Origin of the sequence: Ktedonobacter robiniae, from assembly GCF_016587375.1 — a bacterium.
GTDB classification, from domain to species: domain Bacteria; phylum Chloroflexota; class Ktedonobacteria; order Ktedonobacterales; family Ktedonobacteraceae; genus Ktedonobacter; species Ktedonobacter robiniae.
This window is the reverse complement of sequence record NZ_BNJG01000007.1, coordinates 81,263-95,173: the sequence shown is the minus strand read 5'-3', so window position 1 is coordinate 95,173 and position 13,911 is coordinate 81,263. Positions and strand designations below refer to the sequence as shown.

Sequence of the window (13,911 nt, the reverse complement as noted above, 5' to 3'; positions counted from 1 at the left end):
GACGGTGAAGAGGTGCTCCGTGATCTCTTTTGTGCCCTGTTTTGTGCTGGTGCTTGCTTGCCATAGAAGATGGGAACCATGTACCAGTCGACACAAGACATGTGTTGTCTTCTCGTGAAGTGCAGACAGAGAGCCAGGCTCCATCTGTTGCACGTGTAGCGCCAGCATAGCAGGATGGATGGAGGGACTCAACATCCACCCTGCTATCCCTTCTTATGCGCTGCGGTTCTTACGTATGGGAACGTATGTTCTGCTATAATACGGGTGAGCGGAGGCTGCGGTTACACGTTTTTCTCCACTTTCTCAAAAAGCGGCCTTTCTCTTGGAAAAAGAGAATAAAGCGTCCCTCATCTGCACCTCCATCTCCGGGCCGATACAAGCGCCGACGAAGCCAAACAGAAATTGCCGCTTCAAAGGTTGCTCGCCTGAGGCGTCAGGCGCGATATGAAGAAATGGTGACCCTTTACAAGCAAGGAATGAGTATCCTTGGCATTGCTGATCAATTGCGAATGAGCCGCAGTACAGTGCGCAATTTTGTGTCTGCAGGGGCTTTTCCTGAGCGCGCCACTGCTTTACGAACCAAGAGCCTGCTCGATCCTTACACTCCTTATTTGATTTCTCCCTCCAACATTCTGTAAATTGCAAGGTCTGAGGCTGAGATACTACATGATGTTATGGAGGTAGAGTGAAGGAAAAAGCTATCATTATTCTTGGAGAGGAAATGCACTGATTTTTTGCCAATCACTCACAGCGCCTTCAGTGAGATAGAGATAGAGAATGGTAGCCTCAAATGCATCCGTAAAGTGATCCCCTATCTTCTGTATGATTTCTTTTTTTGTCTCAACAGAAAAATCTCCATAGAGGAGACTGAGATGGGGCACATAATCGGTTTTTTTTGCGCTTGGAAAGAGTCTTCTTGCCTGTTGATAGGCGCTCAGTACCTCTGCCGAAGCTTCTACGCGCACAAATAGTGCCCTGTAGTAAAGGTCATTATAGTCGACATTTGTCAATTGAAGAGGATAAGGATGAAGCGATGACGCTAGTTCTTGTGCTTTCGTAAGGATCTCTTCCTCTTGTGCCTCTATACTTCCAATCAAGGTGACATGTGGGAGAAACGTCGGGGAAGAGTGGCGTTGTGCTAGTTGTGAAATAAGTCGCGAAAATTTTTGCGCTGTTGCTCCAGCTGGCATAAGCCACAATGAATACTTTCGCAGTGACATCTTGCTACTTCCTTTCGCTACTGCTTGAGAAACTGTGGGTAAAGGGTTATGCCCTTCTTTTTTTGCCCATGCGCGTCCTCTGTAAGCCAGACATAACGATGCGAGGCCTCTGGCAAGTCTAAGCGAATCGCGTCTAGCGCGTCTAGAAATTCCTGTTGGTGGGCCGTCTGGGGGCAGCGCTACTGAAACCCCTGCGAGATCAGAAACTCCATTAAATGGAGCGCAATCCTTCTGGACAGTGAGTGCTTTAACACCCGGCGCGGGAAGTCCCGTCTCCATTCATGGGACGGGATGAAAGCGCCGTCCCTTTCGGGCTGGGTGGGGGCCGACTCCACCCAGGTTGTTCTCACGTCCCCTGACACGCTTCTCTGGAGCCCCTGATCGTTCTGAGGGACAACTGAAGAGTAGGTATATCCGATTCAGGGCTTTCCAATTCTAATAAACAGAACATTGACCAAGGAGGATAAGATCAAGAGCCTGATCAACATGGGCGTTCAAGTAGCGCATCTGGCGAGCAACATTGCGAACGCCAAGGCGATCCATCAGACTCAATACGGCGCTATTGAGCTGAGCAAGCAAACTGGGAACGGATCCTGTACGGGTTTGACAGCGATCTTCCCCCAAAGTGACATCTCGCCGATGATGCAGCCGATTTTCGATGGCCCAGTGGTCTCTGGCGAGTTGGAGCATGCGTTGGGGAGGAGCCTTGCTCATCGAGAGACTGCTGAGCCCATAGACCACTTCGTGGCGAAGCTTTCCCGTTTTCAGGATGCGCGTCGTTCGTTCGAGGCGAAAGACTTGCTCGATGCCTTCCCAGTCCTTGCGAAACCAATCGTTGAGATCAGGGCTAGAGAGAAGCTGGCGATGTTCCAATCGTCCATGTCCTTTGTCCCAGGTCTCTGCCTGCTTCCAGCGCCGCCGATCAGGGAAAGCGTCCTCAAACAAATCAGCAATATCCTCTTGGAGGGTGGGCTGATTGTCCTTGGCAATGAGGAGATAGTCTCCTCTCAAGCGATGGATCTGCGCACAGAGGTCGCGTTGCGTATGCAGAGCGTCGAGGGTCAAAATGCGTCCACTGACCCATGATGGCGCCAACAAGGGCTTGAGGGCACTGATCTCATTTTCCTTCTCCTGCACATTGCAATGCCAAAGCACGATGCCAGTCGCCATTTCATAGCAACTGAGTTGGTGAACCGGATGGACCTCGTTGCTCGTCGCCCGTAGAGCTTTGCCATCAACAGCGACATGAGCGTGATTGGTCTGTAGGCTTGGAATGAGGAGGCGACTGGATTGCTCCCCACATCGAGCCTGAGCTTCCCAACGGATGAAAAATGCCGAAAGAAGCTCGTCGAGATGCTTGCTGTCTACCATCGCCAGGACATTGCAATAGGTCATCTGGCATGGCATTTGCTGGCGACGAAGTCCAAAGCGCTGTGCCAAAGGCACGCCATGATGACGAATCCAATCGGTGGCTCCACTGAGTGTCTGTTGCCCTGCGAGCTTGGCGAGCACAATCAGAGAAAGGACCAGAGCCAATTCGTAGCGTTTTCCTTGTTTGCGTCTCTTGTCTGAGAGGGCTTGCAAGGTGTGGTACAGCGAAGCTGCGGGAACCATTTCTGGGGGATGTTTCGCTCGTGTTGAAAGCGTCAATGTGGTATAGTCCATGCAGAGTTTTCCTTGAGAGATGATTTGGTTTTCGTATTCTACAAGGAAAACTCTTCTTTTTCATCACCCTTTTGAGAATTGGAAAGCCCTGATATCCGATTCTCCCCACTTGTACATCCTGCTCTTTTCTGGTATCATGCTCTGCATGCAAATGGTGAAAATTTACCAATTGAATCACCTGTCGCGCAAACAATTCCAATGCCTTAAAGCTGCTCAGATGGAAGCCGCACAGGTGTGGGATTGCTGTATGGAAACACGTAAATCTGCCCGTCTGGCCCATCTGCCCTGGCCAGGACGAGACGCGTTGCAGAAAGCCACCAAAGGGCGTTTTGCGCTGCACAGCCAATCGGTGCAGATGGTGGTTGCCGCCTTCCTTGCCAACGTCCAGACCACACGCCAGCTTCGTCACACCCATCCCCAGATGAAGATGAAGTATCCCTGGCGGATCAAACGTTTTTACCCCGTCAAGTGGCCTGCTCAAGCAGTGAGCAAAGAACATGGGCGTGTGGTCCTGCCCATGGGCAAAGGACGCCCATCCCTGGTCTTGCCCATTGCGTTGCCCAAACACAGCGGCGCGTGCAGCCTGGTCTGGAACCATGGTTTTGCGTTGCATGTGTGCGTCGAAAGATCACAGGCAGCAGAAGCTCCCGGCACGGTTGCAGCCACCGTCGACCTGGGCGAGATCCACCTTGCAGCTGTCACCACCACGACCAGCGAAGCCTTGATCGTCACTGGGCGCGGCATCCGTTCGCTCAAACGACAACGCCAGCAACAACTGGGCAAGATTGCCAAGAAGCAATCTCGATGCCAGAAGTCTTCTCGTCGTTGGAAGAGGCCGCAACGTGCGAAGAACAAGCAGTGTCGACGAGCAGAGCGGCGCATTCGAGACCTGCGGCACAAAGCCACTCGCAAGGTGATCGACTTCTGTGTGCAACACCAGGTTGGAACCCTCTTCATTGGCAATCCTCATGGGGTGCGTGACAAGAAGAGTGGCAGACACCACAACCAGCGCATGGCCTTGTGGGAATATGGCAAAGACAGAGACTATCTCACGCACAAAGCCAAAGCCGTCCACATCATGAGCTTCACTGGCTCGGAACGAGGAACCTCGAGCCAGTGTCCTGCATGTGGGCACACACAAGCCCAAAGGCAGAAATTGGGCTTGTCGCGCCTGCCAGTTCTCGGGGCATCGGGACCTGGTGGGTTCGATCAATATGCATCGGCTTGCCTTTGGGACCCAAGTGAGGTTTCCTCGTTCCTTCACGTATCTCCGTCCTGGCCCGTCCAGGTCAAGGAGTAGTCGGGCAGACACGCCCCAACGTTGTCTAAGCAAGACTCAGGCTCAACCACGTCTCGCGGAGACGGTCTCTCCGGAGACAGGCCCCCCCTCTGAACGGGCTTAGAAGCCCGTCCCGTTCTACGGGACGTGGAGTGTCACCGAGGAATAATGGCGTGAATATGTGTTCCCATTCCTGGCACACTGGTGATCTCCAATGCTCCTCCCACAAGGGTGAGACGTTCATGCATTGACATTAATCCCAGGTGGTGAGGAAAAGACTGGTTGGGATTGAAACCCACGCCGTCGTCGATCACTTCGAGGAAACTCCTGGTCGTATTCTCATACAGTCGCACTGTGATTTTCTTCGCATGGGCATGTTTCACACTATTATGGATGGCCTCCTGCGCAACACGGTAGAGTGTTTCTTTCACTTTGAATGGCAAGGAGGGTTCTTCCCCTGCTTCCATGTTGACCATGAGCCCCTCGCGTCTTTGCACTACCTGAGCTTGCTTCATGAGAGCATTCACTAACCCTTCTGTCTCCAGAGAGGCTGGACGTAACTCGAAGATCAAGGCCCGCATCTCCGTCAGAGCATCTTCTGCCAGCGAAAGGATGTAGTCTAATGGTTCAGCCAGTTGGTTGGGATTACGCTCTAACAGTGTACGGGCGGTACGTGTGCCTAAGACAATGCCGTAGAGTGCCTGAGATACTGAGTCGTGTAACTCACGGGCAAGACGCTGCCTCTCTTGAAGCACTGCGAGATCTCGTGCCTGCCCGTAGAGATGTGCATTCTCTAATGCCACTGCCGCCTGATTAGCAAGCGCCTGGACAACACTGACATGGTGTTGCGTATAGTACTGCGGTTGATTGTGGGAGAGGACGAAGAGGCCAATAATGCGATCTTTGACCATTAATGGAACACCCATCCAGGACCGGAGATGGACAATGTTCCTCTCGTTATGGGTATACATGGAGAAGGGAGAGAGACGAGTATCCTGGTAGATATCGTCAATAATGAAAGGATCGTGGTGATAACCCTGGATAACACGTGTTATGTCTTGTTCAATCAGGAGAAGCAGGTGCTTCATCTGTTCTGGTAGCAATGGTCCCTGGGAATGCAAAATTGACAGTTGTTCATCTCGGAAGGTATACAGGATGACTTCGCTATAGGCTACGACCGTCTTGAGTTGCGTAAGAATGATATCAAGCAACGGCCTCAATTCAAGTTTCGATGCGATGTTGTGGGACACATCAAGTAATAATGCGAGTTCGTTGGTTCGCTCCTTCACACGCTCTTCCAGCTGTTCCTCCGCCCACTTTCTTCCAATCCCCTGGGCAATTGCTTGCGCGACGGTTGCCAGTGCATCAAGTGTATCCTCTGTCAGTGGTTCATGAGCAAACATCGCCATGACTCCGACAACCTGATCTTCCACCAGCAAAGGATAGCCCGCAAAGGCGACCATGCGTTCACGCCTGACCCATTCCTTATCGATGATACGGGGATCGTTAAGCGCATCGTTTGTGAGGTATGCTTGACGCTCCTGGGCAATTTGACCGATTTTATCAACTCCCAGAGGAATACAAGCGCGCGAGCCAGTGATAGAGGTGTATTCACCTGCACTTGCTTGTAATACCAGGACAGATGACTCCTGCTTCAGCGTCCAGATACGAGCAAAAGCTGCATATAAGTGCAACACTATTGCCTCTGCACAGTGTTGCAAGATAGCTTGCAACGTTGCCCGCTTGGCCAGAGCCATGCTGACGTCAGCACGGAAGAAGGCGTGTTGCGCATGGCGTGCCTGCGTTTGTTCCTCCAGTTTTCGTTCCGTGATATCTGTGTGCCACCCTGCAATACGAGAGATGGTTCCTTCAGTATCGCGTTGTGCACTTCCACGTGCTCGTATCCAGCGATAGGTACCGTCTCGATGTCGCACACGATGGTCGGCCTCATACGTCTCTATCTGACCATTCATTTGCTGCTGCAAGATCATCTCGAGACATCCCCTATCATCTGGATGGACGCGCTCAATCCAGGTTTCAAAGCAGTTAAGAGGCTCATCCTGGGTATAACCAAAGATTTGCTTCCAACGAGGAGAAAAATAGGCGATGTTCGTTCGTAGGTCGCGTTCCCACCATCCATCAGTGGAGGTCTGCATAGCGAGAGTGAAGCGCTCCTCATACATGTGGAGATCTTGCGTGCGTTGAGATGACATTCCTTGTTGCTGCTGGCACATGTACTGTTGTGACGATTCTGGCTCCATCTTGTTTATTTCCCTTTTCGCTTTGGAAGATGCGATGAGAACATTGCTCTTGCCCATACGATCTACCTTGCCGTGATCGAAGCGGGTACTGCTGTGCAATCATCTCTTCTGACTCAAAGAGGTGGAATGCAGCAACCCAAGGTGTACCGCTTCGAGGGCCGCCTGTGTCCGGCTCTGTACTCCGAGTTTCCCTAGAATATTACTTACATGCGTCTTAATGGTCTTCTCTCCCAGAGAAAGCTGGCGAGCAATCTCTTTATTTGAGAGCCCTTGCGCCAGCAATTGTAATACCTCAGATTCGCGCTCGGTCAGTGCTTTGTGGGGCTCTGGTGCTCGAATTTCACGCATCAATCGTGTCGCGGCCTGGGGAGAAAGCTGCACCTGTCCTTCCACCGCTGCCTTGATTGCTCGACAGAGCTCATCAGCCTGGGTGTCTTTCAGCAGATAACCAATAGCCCCAGCTCGTATCACTTCCACTACCAATGCATCTTCCAGGACACTGGTCAGAGCCAGCACTTCGATTGTGGGAAGTTCTCGCCGTAGTATCTCTGTTGCCTTCACCCCATCCATTCCAGGCATGATCAGATCCATGATTACCACATCTGGTTGCAGTTGTCGCGCGAGTTGTAGTGCGTCCTCTCCATTCGCCCCTTCCCCTACTACCTCTAGTTCAGGGTCCAAAGCCAGAAACATACGTAGTCCCTGGCGAACTACGCTATGGTCATCCACGATCAGGATACGAATCGTCATGTCTTTACCGCCTTGTGACAAGGAACTCTTCCACCAATCTCCATGCGACGAAACCATATTATAAAGAAGTAAATCATCATATCCTCTGCCTCTGGATACCCATGCCTGGAGGGTTTACGCGTACGCACAACTATTGGACCTAGACGAAAAACGTGGAAGCGTTGCTCTGCATATGCCTCGTTTTTCCATACGAGAGGTGGCTTGCTTGTCTCGGAAGAAGCCGTTTGTCTCGCCAGGGTTGAAGCACATCATTGCGCATTTCTTCCGGTGTTTTTTACATGGTTACGCGGAACTTCCACAAATTTTCAAACTTGTGTGTATGTGTAAAGCCTGAAGGGCGGGGGCCTGACAGAAACAGGAACATCTGGCTGTCATTGTAGCATACTGTCCTGTTCAGGAAAACGAGATATGTGCCTGCTTCAAAATCATCAAGTTTAGAGTAACAAAAAGCTTCTCCGCCAAAAGACGGAGAAGGAAACTCCGCCTGATTACGGAATAAAAAAGGGCCCTTTGCCCGATGATGACAGCCATACTCTCAGATTACAATATAGGTATTGGTGCATTTGCTTTAAAGAAAGCGATTGCTCCGAATTGATGCCTGCTCTCCACGGGAGCAAAGCGGTGAATTAATACATCTGGTTTATTATCCGTAGAAAGGTGTTCAACGTGGGGGGCATATTCCTGGAGCATTAAATGTTCCCTGGTCAACCGCAGCCAATATTGATGGAACCTTTAAGTCTGCTGATGAGCTCCGTGAGATCTACGAAAGCAAAGGCATCGAGTCTTACGGATGAGGTTATTACCTATTGCCGTATTGGTGAGCGCTCGGCACATACCTGGTTCGCCCTTTAGAGGGGGGAGTGACTCTGGTGTGCTGTTGCTATTGTATAGAGAACGGACTTAGACGCTTCAGTGTTTTGAAGCGATGGGTATGGATGAGGTTGTATTATGCATATCAAGTTGTGGCAATTGCTGTGGCGTGGTTTTATCCTGCGCTGTCCTATCTGCGGTAAGGGCAGGCTGTTCCGTCGACCTTTCAAAATGTATGATCAGTGCCCTTACTGTGCGTTCCCCTATGAGCGTGGTGAAGAGGGCTACTTTACCAGTTCTATGGCGATCAATCTTGTACTGAGCGAGTTTATTGTTGTGGCCTTTACTGTGCCCCTCTCGGCTATGCGGTCCGTATCCCTGTTCTGGATCTGGGGCATTGGCATTCCTATGACGGTCTTGCTCCCATTCCTCTTCTTCCATCATAGCCGGAGCTTCTGGATGTCGATAGATCACTTCTTCCACCCAGTTTCACGTGAGCATCTGGAGACACGAACGCGCATCTTTGAGATATTAGGCAAAAGTAAGTCATCCCAAATTTGAGGCTCATCGTCACTTATAATGGAGAAGGCTTGAGGAAAGTCATCAGAAAAAAGACATTCCAGGCTGAGACCGATCCTGATGTGCCTTCTCCTTCTCAGGCGTAGCTTGTTCTGGCCGCTGCTGGACGAACGGGCATGCCCGTTGTGTTGCAATTGCTGGACGAAGGCTTTCCCGTCACCGCTTTTGTGCATCGCGCCGATCAGCGCAGCGAACGCCTTAAAGCCAAAGGCGCGGATATCGTCGTCGGCTCGCTCACCGATCCCACCGATATGAGAACCGCGATGGCAGGAGCCAGGCGTGCCTACTTCTGTGTTCCCAACGAAGCAGGATATCTCAAAGCGGCCGCCATCTTTACGGTGGTCGCGGCGGAGCAGCAGCTAGACAGTGTGGTCGCCATGAGCCAGTGGCTGTCCCATCCCACGCACTCCTCCATCCACACGCGCGAGAGCTGGCTGGCGGACCGGTTGTTTGCGTTGCTACCGGGAACCGCCGTGACCTTCATCAACGTCGGATTTTTCGCGGACAATGAGATGCAAGTCTTACCATTTGCCGCGCAATTTGGGCTCTTGTCTTTGCCCTATGGCTCAGGCAAGAACGCGCCCCCTTCCAACGAAGATATCGCCCGTGTGGTGGCGGAGATTCTCGCAAGGCCAGAAGGACACACCGGAAAGACGTATCGCCCCATGGGTCCACAGCTGCTGTCTCCGCAAGACATCGCGGCCATTCTCGGAAAGGTCCTTGGGCGAAAGGTCACGTACCGCCATGCCCAGATGCAGATGCTGTTGAAGATGATGAGAGGCCGCTTGTCTCTGTACAACCTTGCCGCGTATTCGCAATACGTGATCGATTACCAGAAGAATGCGTTTGCGGTCAATGCGCCGACGGATGTGGTTCGCCGCATTACGGGGAGAGAGGCGGAGGATTTTGAGACCATCGCGAGACGCTATGTGGCCACCACCCCGGGAGCTAGGCGGAGCTTCGCCATCCAGTTCAGGCTGATGCTCGGAATGCTCATCTCGCTGCTCCGTCCGGTACCCCAAACGGCTCCCTACCTGGCGCTCGATGAATTTTCCGAGAGATCGCATGTGGCCTTGAGCGCGGACTCACCTGAATGGCGTCAAAGCCACGAACCAAAGGCAAAGTAGCTAATCTTCATCAGCCATAAACGGCTCTTCCTTTTTGCTCGTGTTACTTGCCAACCACTCCCCAGTTCATTTCACGCTTCGCCCACTGGGGTTCTGTTGAGAGCGAGCGTTTTTTGCGCCGGTTGTGAGATTTAAACTGGAGGATTCGATTGTGCGGAGAAAGTGAGCTAGTGCTGGTACAATCGGGGCATTCAACCAAGTGAATCCCGCTGTCCAGAAACTTCTATCAGATCCGTCGACACTACTACCGGTCATCCAGGAGACGAGTAGTTCGCAGAAAGGAGCGAGAACTCTTATGATTAACGCAACCTTTCCTTATCCTAAAAAGTTTCAAGAGGTGCTTGGACTACAAATGGCCTACGCAGAGCTCCGGAGCGGCGATCCGATTGTCTTCCTGCATGGGAATCCAACCTTCTTCCTACCTCTCAATTTGAGTTCAAGGATTGAACACGTTCATTCTCCTCTTGACGGGTATCAGTTGGTGTGGTACACTCCATTTCTGAAAATGAATTCATTTTCAGAAATGGAGTGTCTATGAATCAGAAAAGCGAAAGCCATCAGCAAGTAAAGCAGCCCAGAGGGGCGAGAAGGCGTGCACGCACCCGCGACAGCCTGCTTGTTGCAGCCCGTAAGGTGTTTGCAGCCCGTGGATATCATGACGCCACTATCACCGAAATTACCGAAGCTGCTGCGGTTGGCGTCGGGACCTTTTACCTGCACTTCCGCGATAAAGAGGCGATCTTCAATACCGTTCTGGCAGAAGGACTCGAAGCCATACGCCGGCAGGTGGGGGAGGAGATAGCACACGAGGATAATCCTTCCCTGCCTGTGGTCGTTCGTGCCATTTTTCATCAGGTTTACGCGCAACGCGATATTATCCGTATTGAGAGGACGGGAGAAGGAGTAGCGGCACGATCTAGTGGGCCAGGAATACTTATGGAGACGTTCACGCGTTTCCTTGAGCAGGCTGCCGACCTTTCTCCTTTCTCTGAAGAGGAGATTCCCTTACTCGCTGCACTGCTTGAAGGCCTGATGGACCGGGCCTTCCACTGCTGGTGGGATGAACAGGACGAGCCAGGTCCAGACCTCATGGCAGATCGCGTGTTGCACGTCATGAAGCATGGCTTCCCTGCCTCCTTGTTTGAGGAACCACAGAAACCATTCTTCGCTCCCTCAGCTCTTTGAGTAAAAAAGGATCAAACATGTCATCACACGTTGAACGAACGACTTCTCACGGTGAGAATGTGGCATCTCAGGCCCTTAGTACGGAGTTTCAAGCACCCAAGGGGACGCGCGTCTTCTTCGTTGACAACCTGCGCGTGTCGCTTACTGCCCTAGTCATTGTGCATCATCTGGCGATCACCTATGGTGCTCTTGGGGCGTGGTATTATCAAGATCCGAACAAGGATATGCTGGCAACAGTCGTCCTGAGTATCCTGATTGCAATCGATCAAGCGTTTTTCATGGGTTTCTTCTTTTTGCTCTCTGGGTACTTTATCCCTGGATCTTACGATCGCAAAGGCGGGCGCACCTTTCTGTGGGAGAGATTCTTACGTTTGGGCATTCCGTTGTTGATCTATGATCTGGTGCTTGATCCTCTTATCATCTATATGGCCGGTGGCATACACCAATCCTATTGGAGTTTTTACAGTGCCTTCCTGCTCAAGGGGAAGATGATTGGTGATGGGCCTTCCTGGTTTATCTTAGCACTGCTCTATTTCGCTGTGCTGTATGTTCTGGGGCGCTGGTTCACCAGGCAGCGGGAAAGCCAGCTCAGGACCGAGAGCCATCCGCCGACCTTTCGGGGTATTCTCCTGTTTGTTCTGGCCTTGACGGTCGTTACCTTTGTGGTGCGTTTCTGGTGGCCACTCAATTCCTACGTGATATTCGGCTTCCAATTGGCTGAATTTGCGCAATATATCAGCCTGTTTGTCATCGGCCTCTTGGCCTATCGTCGCAACTGGTTCCTGCGCCTTTCCGATGCATTGGGAAGAGTCTGGCTGAGGATAGCCATTGGAGCGATGCTCTCGTTTCCCATCATGATCATTGCGCTGGGAGCAGTGGGCCACGCAGACCTCTTCGAGGGGGGATGGCATTGGCAGGCATTGCTCTATGCGCTGTGGGAATCGGTTGTCTGTGTGGGGTTGTGCATAGGGCTGTTAGTGCTGTTTCGCAAGCATTTGAATGCCCAGGGAAGGGTGGGAAAGGCGCTATCGGCCAGTGCTTACACTGTCTACCTGATCCATCCTCTGATCATTGTTCCACTGGCGTATGCTGCTCGCACTATCGCGTTGTATCCCTTGCTCAAATTTGCGCTGGTGGTTCTCATCGCTGTACCATCGTGCTTCTTAGTTGGTTACGTTCTTCGTGAAATTCCCTTGCTGCACAAAATATTATAAAAGTGCTAGAATTTGACACTCCCCCTGCTAAAGCAAGGGGGATTCTTCTTTCATCCAGCCCGCTTGCCCGATCTGGCCTTGCGACCAGAGCGAGTAGAGGCGGTCTGTCCAGAAGCGTTCGGTGTGGCTTGCGCCTCACCCATTCCTGTCTGCCCGACAGTACGATAGGCCTTGGCTAAAATGTTGTAGAGTAGACGGCCAGCGAGGTTCTGTTTCCAGACCTTTTCTGTCCGTCCCTCTCCGAACCTGGGCTTGCACCCTTTCGATGCACCCGGCTCTCCAGTTTCTTGTCGCTTCGTGGAGGTAGGCGTTGCGCATCTCGCGCACCGCTCCGTTCACGACAATACTCCCTGCTTCCCTTCCCCTTGTATCAAGCATTACCTTGATCATTTGAGTACTATGAAAGCTCCGTCGTCATAGGCTCGCACCCGTAGACGATCCCGCATTTGCGCATATCAAACGTTGAGTACGTGTAGGTGCCCCGTTCGTTTCCTTGAACCAGCTCATTGCTGGTCGTTCATCGGAGAGAGTCTTCCGCACTCGCCATCAATAAGTGCGTATTCCGATGACATCGCCACAGGTATGTTGCGATGAGCCAACGCTTAGACCACTGGAGACTAGGGTTCAGCCAATTCAGGTTTCACCATGCGTACAGGACTTGCGGTGCATCACAGTACATACCTTCCTGTTTAACCGCGTTCCCGACATGCTAATTTTCCCTTTGTGTTTCCACGCCAGGTAAGTTGGGCGCCCTTGAGGTTCTTACTCTCAACCTCATCTCCCTCTGGGAGAAATTTGATATGTACCGAAGCGGCGCACGAGAGCCGCATTGTGGTCGCGGTCAAGCACCAGGCCACAGGAAGGACAGATGTGGGTCCTCACACTGAGCGACTTCTTGACCCGTGCCCCACAGGCGCTACACTCCTGGCTCGTGAAGGCTGGCTCGACGGCGATCACAGGGATGCGATGCAAGACTCCATAGGAGGTGAGCCACCCAATGAAGCGGCCCCAGGCGGCATCGCTGATCGACGTTGCTAGCTTGCGGTTCTTCACCAGATTGGCGATTCTCAAGTGTTCATAGGCAATCAGATCGTGAGATGTGATGAGCGCGTTCGCCGTCTTTCTGGCGAAATCTTCACGCTGCCTCTGGACCTTGAGGTAGCCTTTGGCAAGCTTCTTTCTTGCCTTTTTGCGGTTCTGAGATTGCTTCTGGGTGCGAGAAAGGCGGCGGTGCAACCGCTTGAGCTTACGCTCGGCCTTTCTCAGATGGCGCGGGTGAGCGATGGTATTGCCCTGGGCATCGGTCAAGAACGCTTTGAGTCCGAGATCAATGCCGGTCTGCTTGCCTGTTGGGACATGCTCAATGTGCCGTTCAGCTTGTATGGCAACTTGAGCATAGTAGCCATCGGCACGCCAGATGAGACGAACCCGCTTGATCTGCTTGAGCGGGAAGGTTTCCATGTCGCGTGTGCCCACCAGCCGGAGCCGCCCGATGCCACAGCCATCAGTGAAGGTGAGATGTCTGCCATCTGGCTCAAGGCGCCAGCCCGTCTGTTTGTACTCCACACTGCGGCAATCATGCTGAAATTGGGGATAGCCTTTCTTGCCGGGTTTCTGGGTGCGGCAGTTGTCATAGAAGCGGGAGATTGCGACCCAGGCGCGATCAGCAGCAGCTTGTCGGGCCTGAGAATTGAGGAGTTGGGCAAAGTCGTAGGCTTGGGCAAGCTGGGAGCAAAAGCATTGCAGATCGTTGCGGTTGATGCCACGAGTCTCCATCCAGAGGCGCAGGCACTTGTTGCGGATGAACTGGGTCACGCTCAG

General features: G+C 52.3%; 12 protein-coding genes and 2 pseudogenes. 8 read left to right on the top strand and 6 right to left on the bottom strand.

Annotated elements, in window-relative coordinates; all coding sequences use genetic code 11:
- Positions 1 to 195 (bottom strand): annotated as a pseudogene (locus tag JMJ04_RS47835) (integrase); the annotation flags it as partial.
- A 20-nt stretch (positions 196 to 215) separates the two neighbouring features.
- On the opposite strand from JMJ04_RS47835, the gene JMJ04_RS49420 reads away from it, so the two are divergent.
- Positions 216 to 638, top strand: coding sequence for a helix-turn-helix domain-containing protein (locus tag JMJ04_RS49420; RefSeq protein ID WP_420799607.1), 423 nt, complete (start codon positions 216 to 218; stop codon positions 636 to 638).
- A gap of 66 nt (positions 639 to 704) precedes the next feature.
- Here JMJ04_RS49420 and JMJ04_RS45495 read toward each other — a convergent pair whose 3' ends face one another.
- Complete coding sequence (locus JMJ04_RS45495; protein WP_201376958.1) at positions 705 to 1,220, bottom strand: 2'-5' RNA ligase family protein; 516 nt, start codon at positions 1,218 to 1,220, stop codon at positions 705 to 707.
- A 435-nt stretch (positions 1,221 to 1,655) separates the two neighbouring features.
- Positions 1,656 to 2,885, bottom strand: a complete 1,230-nt coding sequence (locus tag JMJ04_RS45490; protein ID WP_201369192.1) for an ISAs1 family transposase — start codon at positions 2,883 to 2,885, stop codon at positions 1,656 to 1,658.
- Between the two features lie 19 nt (positions 2,886 to 2,904).
- Here JMJ04_RS45490 and JMJ04_RS45485 point away from each other — a divergent pair, with 19 nt between their 5' ends.
- A complete protein-coding gene (locus JMJ04_RS45485; protein ID WP_307811829.1) occupies positions 2,905 to 4,185 on the top strand; it encodes an RNA-guided endonuclease TnpB family protein in 1,281 nt (426 codons plus the stop codon).
- 134 nt (positions 4,186 to 4,319) lie between these two features.
- Here the strand turns inward: JMJ04_RS45485 and JMJ04_RS45480 are convergent, their stop codons facing one another.
- Both JMJ04_RS45480 and JMJ04_RS45475 read right to left on the bottom strand, forming a co-directional pair.
- Complete coding sequence (locus JMJ04_RS45480; protein ID WP_201376956.1) at positions 4,320 to 6,425, bottom strand: GAF domain-containing protein; 2,106 nt, start codon at positions 6,423 to 6,425, stop codon at positions 4,320 to 4,322.
- A 99-nt stretch (positions 6,426 to 6,524) separates the two neighbouring features.
- On the bottom strand, positions 6,525 to 7,175 hold the full coding sequence (locus JMJ04_RS45475; protein ID WP_201376955.1) for a response regulator: 651 nt from the start codon (positions 7,173 to 7,175) through the stop codon (positions 6,525 to 6,527).
- Positions 7,176 to 7,765: 590 nt separating this feature from the next.
- Here JMJ04_RS45475 and JMJ04_RS49415 point away from each other — a divergent pair.
- The 6 genes and pseudogenes from JMJ04_RS49415 to JMJ04_RS45450 form a co-directional block, all read left to right on the top strand.
- Positions 7,766 to 8,024, top strand: a pseudogene (locus tag JMJ04_RS49415) (sulfurtransferase); the annotation flags it as partial.
- 99 nt (positions 8,025 to 8,123) lie between these two features.
- Entirely contained in the window at positions 8,124 to 8,546 is a 423-nt protein-coding gene (locus JMJ04_RS45470) for a DUF983 domain-containing protein (protein ID WP_201376954.1), read from the top strand.
- Between the two features lie 110 nt (positions 8,547 to 8,656).
- Positions 8,657 to 9,691, top strand: a complete 1,035-nt coding sequence (locus tag JMJ04_RS45465; RefSeq protein ID WP_268887457.1) for an NmrA family NAD(P)-binding protein — start codon at positions 8,657 to 8,659, stop codon at positions 9,689 to 9,691.
- A gap of 295 nt (positions 9,692 to 9,986) precedes the next feature.
- Positions 9,987 to 10,229: a hypothetical protein gene (locus JMJ04_RS45460; protein WP_201376952.1), complete on the top strand. Its 243-nt coding sequence runs from the start codon at positions 9,987 to 9,989 to the stop codon at positions 10,227 to 10,229.
- Positions 10,226 to 10,876 carry a TetR/AcrR family transcriptional regulator gene (locus tag JMJ04_RS45455; RefSeq protein WP_201376951.1) on the top strand — a complete coding sequence of 217 codons (651 nt, stop codon included), beginning with the start codon at positions 10,226 to 10,228 and terminating at the stop codon, positions 10,874 to 10,876. The genes JMJ04_RS45460 and JMJ04_RS45455 overlap by 4 nt, the downstream gene beginning before the upstream one ends.
- A gap of 17 nt (positions 10,877 to 10,893) precedes the next feature.
- Complete coding sequence (locus JMJ04_RS45450; protein WP_201376950.1) at positions 10,894 to 12,090, top strand: acyltransferase family protein; 1,197 nt, start codon at positions 10,894 to 10,896, stop codon at positions 12,088 to 12,090.
- Positions 12,091 to 12,864: 774 nt separating this feature from the next.
- On the opposite strand, the gene JMJ04_RS45445 is transcribed toward JMJ04_RS45450, so the two are convergent.
- Positions 12,865 to 13,905, bottom strand: a complete 1,041-nt coding sequence (locus JMJ04_RS45445) for an RNA-guided endonuclease InsQ/TnpB family protein (protein ID WP_268887455.1) — start codon at positions 13,903 to 13,905, stop codon at positions 12,865 to 12,867.
- Positions 13,906 to 13,911 lie beyond the last annotated feature (6 nt).

Coding starts and splice junctions, on each gene's coding strand:
- JMJ04_RS49420 (WP_420799607.1), top strand. CDS start 216: ATGCGCTGCGGTTCTTACGTATGGGAACGTATGTTCTGCTATAATACG.
- JMJ04_RS45495 (WP_201376958.1), bottom strand. CDS start 1,220: ATGTCACTGCGAAAGTATTCATTGTGGCTTATGCCAGCTGGAGCAACA.
- JMJ04_RS45490 (WP_201369192.1), bottom strand. CDS start 2,885: ATGGACTATACCACATTGACGCTTTCAACACGAGCGAAACATCCCCCA.
- JMJ04_RS45485 (WP_307811829.1), top strand. CDS start 2,905: ATGATTTGGTTTTCGTATTCTACAAGGAAAACTCTTCTTTTTCATCAC.
- JMJ04_RS45480 (WP_201376956.1), bottom strand. CDS start 6,425: ATGGAGCCAGAATCGTCACAACAGTACATGTGCCAGCAGCAACAAGGA.
- JMJ04_RS45475 (WP_201376955.1), bottom strand. CDS start 7,175: ATGACGATTCGTATCCTGATCGTGGATGACCATAGCGTAGTTCGCCAG.
- JMJ04_RS45470 (WP_201376954.1), top strand. CDS start 8,124: ATGCATATCAAGTTGTGGCAATTGCTGTGGCGTGGTTTTATCCTGCGC.
- JMJ04_RS45460 (WP_201376952.1), top strand. CDS start 9,987: ATGATTAACGCAACCTTTCCTTATCCTAAAAAGTTTCAAGAGGTGCTT.
- JMJ04_RS45455 (WP_201376951.1), top strand. CDS start 10,226: ATGAATCAGAAAAGCGAAAGCCATCAGCAAGTAAAGCAGCCCAGAGGG.
- JMJ04_RS45450 (WP_201376950.1), top strand. CDS start 10,894: ATGTCATCACACGTTGAACGAACGACTTCTCACGGTGAGAATGTGGCA.